This window comes from Neorhizobium sp. R1-B (genome assembly GCF_004368875.1).
Taxonomy (GTDB): Bacteria; Pseudomonadota; Alphaproteobacteria; order Rhizobiales; family Rhizobiaceae; genus Neorhizobium; species Neorhizobium huautlense.
In genome coordinates, this window is record NZ_SOEM01000031.1 from 38,166 (window position 1) to 45,170 (window position 7,005).

The window sequence follows — 7,005 nt, forward strand, 5'->3', positions numbered from 1 at the left end:
TCCCAAGCAGTCAGGAAGAAAAGCCATGGCAGATGCCCTTAAAGTCGGCATTGCGGGCCTCGGCACCGTGGGTGCCTCGCTCGTCCGGATCATCCAGAACCGTGCGAACGAACTCGCCGTCACGTGCGGCCGTGCAATTGAGATCACAGCGGTAACGGCTCGCGACAGGTCGCGGGATCGCGGCATCGACATCTCGGGCATCGCCTGGTTCGATACGCCGGAAATGCTGGCCGCCGAAGCGGATATCGACGTCTTTGTAGAACTGATAGGTGGGGCGCAAGGTGCAGCCGCAAATTCGGTTCGCACGGCGCTGGAGCGGGGTCTCCATGTGGTGACGGCCAACAAGGCGCTTTTGGCGGCCTCCGGTGTCGAGCTCGCGGCGATTGCGGAGGAAAAGAGCGTTCTCCTGAATTTCGAGGCGGCTGTCGCCGGCGGCATCCCGGTTATCAAGGCGCTTCGCGAGTCCTTGACGGGCAACACCGTCTCGCGCGTCTACGGCATCATGAACGGCACCTGCAACTACATCCTCACCCGGATGGAGAAGGAGGGGCTTTCTTTTGCCGATTGCCTGAAGGAGGCGCAGCGGCTGGGATATGCGGAGGCCGATCCTTCCTTCGACATTGAAGGCAACGATACCGCTCACAAGCTGGCGATCCTGACGACGCTCGCCTTCGGGACGAAGATCGCAGCCGATGAGATCTATCTGGAGGGTATCACCAATATCTCGACCGAGGACATTCACGCTGCGGCCGATCTTGGATACCGGATCAAGCTTCTCGGCGTCGCCCAGAAAACCGATAGCGGCATTGAGCAGCGGGTGCATCCCACCATGGTGCCGTATGATACCGTGATTGCCCAGGTGGACGGCGTAACCAACGCGGTGGCGATCGAGTCCGACATTCTCGGCGAATTGCTGATGGTCGGCCCCGGCGCTGGCGGCAACGCAACGGCCTCTTCAGTCCTTGGCGATATTGCCGATATCGCCAAAAGCCAGCCGGGCGCCCAGCGGGTTCCCGTCCTTGGCACGCCGGCGGCCGCATTGGCGCCCTACCGTCGCGCCCAGATGCGCAGCCACGAAGGCGGCTATTTCATCCGCCTAACCGTTGCGGATCGTACTGGAGTCTTTGCAAGCATCGCAGCACGCATGGCGGAGAACAACATTTCGCTCGAATCGATCATGCAGCGCGCCAAGCCGGATGCGTCCGACGACACGTCCAAGACCATTATCCTCGTCACGCATGCGACCACGGAGGATTCTGTCCGGAAGGCCGTCGATGCGATCAAGGCCGAGAGTTATCTGGCCGGGGAACCGCAGGTGATTCGGATCGAACGGCCGAAAGCGTTCTGAGATGGATGCACGACGGGAGCAAAGCGTCGCGTAGCCTGATCGGGCGCATGCCAGGGATCACGACAGCGGCGGCGCTCTTGTCCCGGTTCTGAAGGACCGGGACGCCCGCACGAACAGCAATCCGTTCACGCTCCTCGCAAATCGATTCCGATTTCGGTTGGAATGCGGTAGAAGCGGTCAATGACCAGATTTATCTCCGCGCTTTCCTCGGCGGCGGAAACGGTTGATCCCGTGCCGCGCGCATTCCTTGGCGTCGAACGCTCCGCAAGCGACCAGCGCTGGATGTCGCGTCTCGACCAGGCAGCGCAAAACCGCGCCCTCGCCATCGCACAGATCCACGGCATTCCCGACCTCGTCGCTCGCGTACTGGCGGGACGCGGCGTTTCCCTCGACGATGCACCGGCGTTCCTGGACCCGACGATCCGCTCGCTGATGCCCGAGCCCTACACGCTGACTGATTGCGAAAAGGCGGTTGGCCGTATTGCCGAGGCGATCGCGAAGCGCCAGAAGGTCGCGATCTTCGGAGACTACGACGTCGACGGTGCGGCGTCCTCCGCGCTGCTTTACCGCTTTCTGCGGCATTTCGGCGTCGAGGCCGAGATCTATATTCCTGATCGTATTTTCGAGGGCTACGGACCGAATCCGGCAGCGATCCGCCAACTGATCGCCAATGGCGCGGGACTGATCGTCACGGTCGATTGCGGATCCACCAGTTTCGACGCACTGGCCGCGGCGCGCGAAGAGGGCTGCGACGTGGTCGTCATCGACCACCATCAACTCGGCCATGAGTTGCCGCCCTGTCTGGCGCTCGTTAATCCCAATCGCGAGGATGACCTGTCGGGCCAAGGGCATCTCTGCGCCGCGGGCGTCGTCTTCATGGTGCTTGTCGCGGCGGCTCGGCATTTGCGGCAACTGGGTGATTCTCGTGCCAAATCGCTTGATCTGCTCGGCTGGCTGGACATCGTGGCACTTGCCACTGTCTGCGATGTGGTGCCGCTGAAGGGACTCAATCGCGCCTATGTGGTCAAGGGCCTGATTGCAGCGCGCCACATGGACAATGCAGGGCTTGCCGCACTTTTTCGCAAGGCGGGGCTCGGCGGGCCGGTGACGCCCTATCATTTTGGCTTCCTGATCGGCCCGCGCATCAATGCCGGCGGACGCATCGGCGATGCAGCGCTTGGAAGCCGGCTTCTGACGCTCGACGATGCGATCGAGGCAGAAGAGATCGCCGGTAGGCTGGACGACCTGAACCGCGAGCGGCAAGCCATGGAAGCGGCCATGCTGGCCGAAGCGGAAGCGGAGGTACTAGCGGAATACGGGACAGGCGAGGGCGCCTGCGTCATCGTCACCGCGCGTGAGAACTGGCATCCCGGTATCGTCGGCCTGATCGCCGCGCGGCTGAAGGAAAAGTTCAAGCGGCCAGCCTTCGCGATTGCCTTTGATCCCTCCGGCAAGGGTACGGGTTCCGGCCGCTCGATCAACGGTTTCGACATGGGCCGGATGGTGCGGGCCGCAGTCGAAGCCGGGCTCTTGATGAAGGGCGGCGGTCACGCCATGGCCGCAGGCCTGACGGTCGAGCGGGTCAATCTCGGCCGCCTGCGGGCGTTCTTCGAGGAGACGGCCGGTGAAGCCGTGCCTTCGTTGGTTGCCAATCATGTGCTGAAGATCGACGGGGCCTTGTCGGCCTCAGGGGCGACATTGGAGCTCTTCGATCTTCTCGAACAGGCAGGCCCCTATGGATCAGGCCATCCCCAGCCGATCTTCGCAATCCCGGCGCATAGACTGAAGGACGCGCGTCTCGTTGGTACGGCGCATATCAAGGTGACGCTGGAAGCGGCGGATGGGACGCGTCTGGAGGGTATCGCCTTCCGCGCGGCCGAAACGCCGCTTGGCAATATGCTCCTCAATTCCCGCGGATCGCAGATACACGCCGCCGGTTGCCTTAGCGCGGATCACTGGCAGGGCAATCGTCGAATCCAGCTCCGTCTTCTCGATGCAGTGAAGGCTGCTTGAGAGGCACTCTTCCGGATTGTGGAGAGAAGGAAGTGGCACGCCCTAGGGGAGTCGAACCCCTCTTCCCAGAATGAAAATCTGGTGTCCTAACCGATAGACGAAGGGCGCCTGCGCTTCGTGGTGGCGCCCTTATAGAGAGGTGTTTTCTTTCCCGCAAGCGCAAATTTCATGTTTTTGCACATCGCAAACGCGAAAAACCATGGTGTGCAAAATGCACCCGCGAGATGGGTCAGAATACATAAAGAACAATGACTTAGGGAAAAAGAAATGGCGCGCCCTAGGGGAGTCGAACCCCTCTTCCCAGAATGAAAATCTGGTGTCCTAACCGATAGACGAAGGGCGCCTGCGCTTCGTGGTGGCGCCCTTATAGAGAGGGGATTTCTTTCCCGCAAGCGCCAAAATCATCTTTTTTGCAAAAAAATGACAGCTGCTTGTGGATTCGGTCCTTCTCCGAAAAACCGTAAGAATCAGCAGCTTACCGAATTTCCTTGTTCGTCGGCGCTGCAAGCTGCCGCCGGTGCCGTCTGCTGCAGGCTGTAGACGCTGGAAGCCACGGCGTTGAAGTTGCGCCTTGGCAGTTCTGCTGGGACGGGACCGCTTGCAGATGGTTCGGTCGAGGGTGCCGGCGGATTGGTGGAAAAGATCGTGCCGCTGCCGGCGCGTACCCCGGTCGGCTGCGTGACGAGGCCTGCTATGGAGGTTGGTTGACTGGGCGCCGGCGGAAAGGCGCCCTCGGCCCCGGGGAGGACCGTGGCAGCCTCTGGCGCGGATTGGGCGGCTTGCGCCTCTTGACCGGCGGCCTTGGAGATCGCCGGATCGACATAAAGGTTCGAGGCCGTGGCGCCGCCCTTGGCAAGAATTCCCTTGGCGCTGGCCGGGCTGGCAGGTTGAACCTGCGGCCCATCGGCATCGGCGGTTTTCTTCATCGTGTTGCAGCCGGCCAGCGTCAGCGCACCCAGGCACGTGGCTGCCGCCAGCATCGCCCAGCGGATGTTTGAAGCAAATTTGGTTGTCGGCAAAGGTTGCCCCATCGGCTCTTTCGCGCGCATCATGCCGCGAATCATATGTTCGAGCATCTCTGCGAATCAGGACGGGGGCAAGCGGCGCGACGGCATGTTGCCGTCGCGAGGTCAGCTTGGGACAAGCTTGCATTTCGGCTGGCGCGGCGGCATGAGCGCCGCGCCACGATTGTTACCAGGCGCCGGTATTCGGCATCGATGCCCAGGGTTCGGCGACGGGCAGGCTCTCGCCCTTCTGAAGAAGTTCGATCGATATGCCGTCGGGCGAACGGATAAAGGCCATGCGGCCTTCACGCGGGGGACGGTTGATGGTGATGCCGCTGTCCTGCAGATGTTTGCAGAGGTCGTAGATATTGTCGACCTCATAGGCAAGGTGACCGAAATTGCGTCCGCCTGTATAATCCTCCGTGTCCCAGTTGTAGGTGAGCTCGAGACAAGGGGCCTGGTTCTGTTTGGCGGCGTCAACGTCGTCGCGGGCTGCGAGGAAGACCAGCGTGAAGCGGCCCTTCTCGTTTTCGATGCGGCGGATTTCATCCAGTCCGAATACGGTTTTGTAGAAATGAAGCGAAGCATCCAGGTCTTTGACCCGAACCATGGTATGAAGATAGCGCATTAAGACGTCTCCCTCGGGTAAACACCGAAGGGATATGGCGCAGACGCCAGCCTGGAGCAAGCCACCTTCAATAGACATCAGGGTGGATAAAGCCGAGACGGGGGCTTGCGCTGTAGGGTTAGCGGGATGTTAATCTACTCGCTAAGAATCAGTTAAAACCGTCATGTCGTAACGCGTAATCTGAGGGGCCGGAAGGATATGGCAGACAGGATGTCATCGAAGGGCGTTGCCGGTTTCGAGGAGCTTTCGGGTGAGCCGGTTGAGCTGATCGAGATCACCGGTGTCGTCAAATGGTTCGACGTGGCCAAGGGGTTCGGCTTCATCGTTCCGGACAATGGCATGCAGGACGTTCTCTTGCATGTCACGTGCCTGAGGCGTGACGGATACCAGACGATCCTGGAGGGTACACGGATTGTGGCGATGATCCAGAAGCGGGATCGCGGCTACCAGGCCTTCCGTATCCTTTCCATGGATCAGTCGACGGCCGTCCACCCTTCCCAGCTTCCGCCGGTCCGAACCCATGTGCAGGTGACGCCCACCAGCGGCCTTGAACGCGCACTGGTCAAATGGTTCAACCGCACCAAGGGTTTCGGCTTTTTGACGCGGGGCGAGGGGACAGAGGATATTTTCGTGCACATGGAAACGCTCCGCCGCTTCGGCCTGACGGAGCTGCGCCCAGGCCAGGTGGTGCTGGTGCGCTTCGGACCTGGCGACAAGGGGTTGATGGCGGCCGAGATCCACCCCGACAATCCTAATCCCGTGAGCCGGTCGCACTGATGCGTTCGCCGTTGCCGATCCTGTTCAAAAGCGCCCTTGGGGCGCTTTTTCTGCTCCTGGCGACCATGGTTATGGCGCAGGAAGTCTCGTTTTCTCGCGATGAACTGTCGATCAGAACGGCCGCCGGTAAGACCCATGAATTCTCGGTGGAGCTTGCCGTAACGGATGCACAGCGCGCGCAGGGCCTGATGTTCCGCAAGACCATGCCTCCGGACCACGGCATGTTGTTCGATTTCGGCGAGGCCCGCCCGGTTGCGATGTGGATGGAGAATACCATCCTGCCGCTCGACATGCTGTTCATTCAGGGCGACGGCACCATTTCTCACATCCGGGAGAACGCTGTTCCCTATTCTCGGGACGTCATCGATTCGCGCGGTTCGGTAAAATTCGTGCTGGAACTGAATGGCGGCCGTGCGCGATCTCTCGGCATCAAGGCCGGCGATAAGGTCATCAGCCGGCGCATCGGCAACCGTTAGCGATTTCTCCGCATCTTTTCTGTTTGGCTAGGCGAACTTATCTATTTTTGGTGTTGCGGCACAAATGGGAACCGTGTATCTCGCAACCAACGTAGAACGGAGTGTAGCGCAGTCTGGTAGCGCATCTGGTTTGGGACCAGAGGGTCGGGAGTTCGAATCTCTCCACTCCGACCACGCTTTCAGGCGAGGCTCCACATCCGGTCCGGTCCATGGAGCGTTTCAGGAATGTCTGCCAAGATTTATCGCCCGGCAAAAACCGCCATGCAATCCGGCAAGGCCAAGACCCATCTCTGGGTGTTGGAATTCGACCAGGAACAGCCGCGCCGAATCGACCCCATTCTGGGCTATACCTCTTCCGGAGATATGAAGCAGCAGGTGCGCCTGACCTTCGAGAGCCAGGAACAGGCTGAGGCTTATGCAAAGCGTGAAGGCATTCCTTACCGCATCATCAAGCCGAAGGAAGCCGCCAGGCAGATCGTCTCCTACACGGACAATTTCCGCTTCAACCGTCTCCAGCCCTGGACCCATTGATCCTGCCGCTGGTCGATCCAGTGCCGGCAGCCAGGACATCGATTGGCCCCTTAGCTCAACTGGATAGAGCAACTGCCTTCTAAGCAGTAGGTCGCAGGTTCGAGTCCTGCAGGGGTCGCCACCTATCTTTTTTTCCATACCGGAGATGGGGTATTCGGCTTTCGCCTCATCTTCCACGGTGATGCAGGAGGTGCTGCGCTTCGAGCTGATGATAAAACGTGGTCTGTC

At 60.4% G+C, this 7,005-nt stretch carries 7 protein-coding genes and 4 tRNA genes; 7 read left to right on the forward strand and 4 right to left on the reverse strand.

Annotation, left to right across the window (positions count from 1 at the left end; genetic code table 11):
* The first annotated feature begins 25 nt into the window (after positions 1–25).
* Entirely contained in the window at positions 26–1,348 is a 1,323-nt protein-coding gene (locus EDE05_RS24800; RefSeq protein ID WP_105372480.1) for a homoserine dehydrogenase, read from the forward strand.
* 180 nt (positions 1,349–1,528) lie between these two features.
* A complete protein-coding gene (recJ, locus tag EDE05_RS24805; protein ID WP_112800296.1) occupies positions 1,529–3,361 on the forward strand; it encodes a single-stranded-DNA-specific exonuclease RecJ in 1,833 nt (610 codons plus the stop codon).
* Positions 3,362–3,394: 33 nt separating this feature from the next.
* On the opposite strand, the gene EDE05_RS24810 is transcribed toward recJ, so the two are convergent.
* The 4 genes from EDE05_RS24810 to gloA form a co-directional block, all read right to left on the reverse strand.
* A tRNA-Glu gene (locus EDE05_RS24810) sits at positions 3,395–3,469 on the reverse strand.
* A gap of 160 nt (positions 3,470–3,629) precedes the next feature.
* Positions 3,630–3,704 (reverse strand) — tRNA-Glu (locus tag EDE05_RS24815).
* 124 nt (positions 3,705–3,828) lie between these two features.
* A complete protein-coding gene (locus EDE05_RS24820; protein WP_132413057.1) occupies positions 3,829–4,413 on the reverse strand; it encodes a hypothetical protein in 585 nt (194 codons plus the stop codon).
* A gap of 139 nt (positions 4,414–4,552) precedes the next feature.
* Positions 4,553–4,993 carry a lactoylglutathione lyase gene (gene gloA / locus EDE05_RS24825; protein WP_112800301.1) on the reverse strand — a complete coding sequence of 147 codons (441 nt, stop codon included), beginning with the start codon at positions 4,991–4,993 and terminating at the stop codon, positions 4,553–4,555.
* Positions 4,994–5,191: 198 nt separating this feature from the next.
* Here gloA and EDE05_RS24830 point away from each other — a divergent pair, with 198 nt between their 5' ends.
* From EDE05_RS24830 to EDE05_RS24850, 5 genes are all read left to right on the forward strand, one after another.
* Positions 5,192–5,770: a cold-shock protein gene (locus tag EDE05_RS24830; protein ID WP_105372484.1), complete on the forward strand. Its 579-nt coding sequence runs from the start codon at positions 5,192–5,194 to the stop codon at positions 5,768–5,770.
* Entirely contained in the window at positions 5,770–6,246 is a 477-nt protein-coding gene (locus EDE05_RS24835; RefSeq protein WP_112800304.1) for a DUF192 domain-containing protein, read from the forward strand. The genes EDE05_RS24830 and EDE05_RS24835 overlap by 1 nt, the downstream gene beginning before the upstream one ends.
* Before the next feature lie 97 nt (positions 6,247–6,343).
* Positions 6,344–6,420 (forward strand) — tRNA-Pro (locus EDE05_RS24840).
* 51 nt (positions 6,421–6,471) lie between these two features.
* Complete coding sequence (locus tag EDE05_RS24845) at positions 6,472–6,777, forward strand: ETC complex I subunit (protein ID WP_105372486.1); 306 nt, start codon at positions 6,472–6,474, stop codon at positions 6,775–6,777.
* Between the two features lie 44 nt (positions 6,778–6,821).
* Positions 6,822–6,898: transfer RNA gene (locus tag EDE05_RS24850), tRNA-Arg, on the forward strand.
* The last annotated feature ends 107 nt before the right edge of the window (positions 6,899–7,005 follow it).

Excerpts from the sequence above, each read along its gene's own strand:
- EDE05_RS24800 (WP_105372480.1), top strand. The coding sequence starts at position 26 with ATGGCAGATGCCCTTAAAGTCGGCATTGCGGGCCTCGGCACCGTGGGT.
- recJ (WP_112800296.1), top strand. The coding sequence starts at position 1,529 with ATGACCAGATTTATCTCCGCGCTTTCCTCGGCGGCGGAAACGGTTGAT.
- EDE05_RS24820 (WP_132413057.1), bottom strand. The coding sequence starts at position 4,413 with ATGATGCGCGCGAAAGAGCCGATGGGGCAACCTTTGCCGACAACCAAA.
- gloA (WP_112800301.1), bottom strand. The coding sequence starts at position 4,993 with ATGCGCTATCTTCATACCATGGTTCGGGTCAAAGACCTGGATGCTTCG.
- EDE05_RS24830 (WP_105372484.1), top strand. The coding sequence starts at position 5,192 with ATGGCAGACAGGATGTCATCGAAGGGCGTTGCCGGTTTCGAGGAGCTT.
- EDE05_RS24835 (WP_112800304.1), top strand. The coding sequence starts at position 5,770 with ATGCGTTCGCCGTTGCCGATCCTGTTCAAAAGCGCCCTTGGGGCGCTT.
- EDE05_RS24845 (WP_105372486.1), top strand. The coding sequence starts at position 6,472 with ATGTCTGCCAAGATTTATCGCCCGGCAAAAACCGCCATGCAATCCGGC.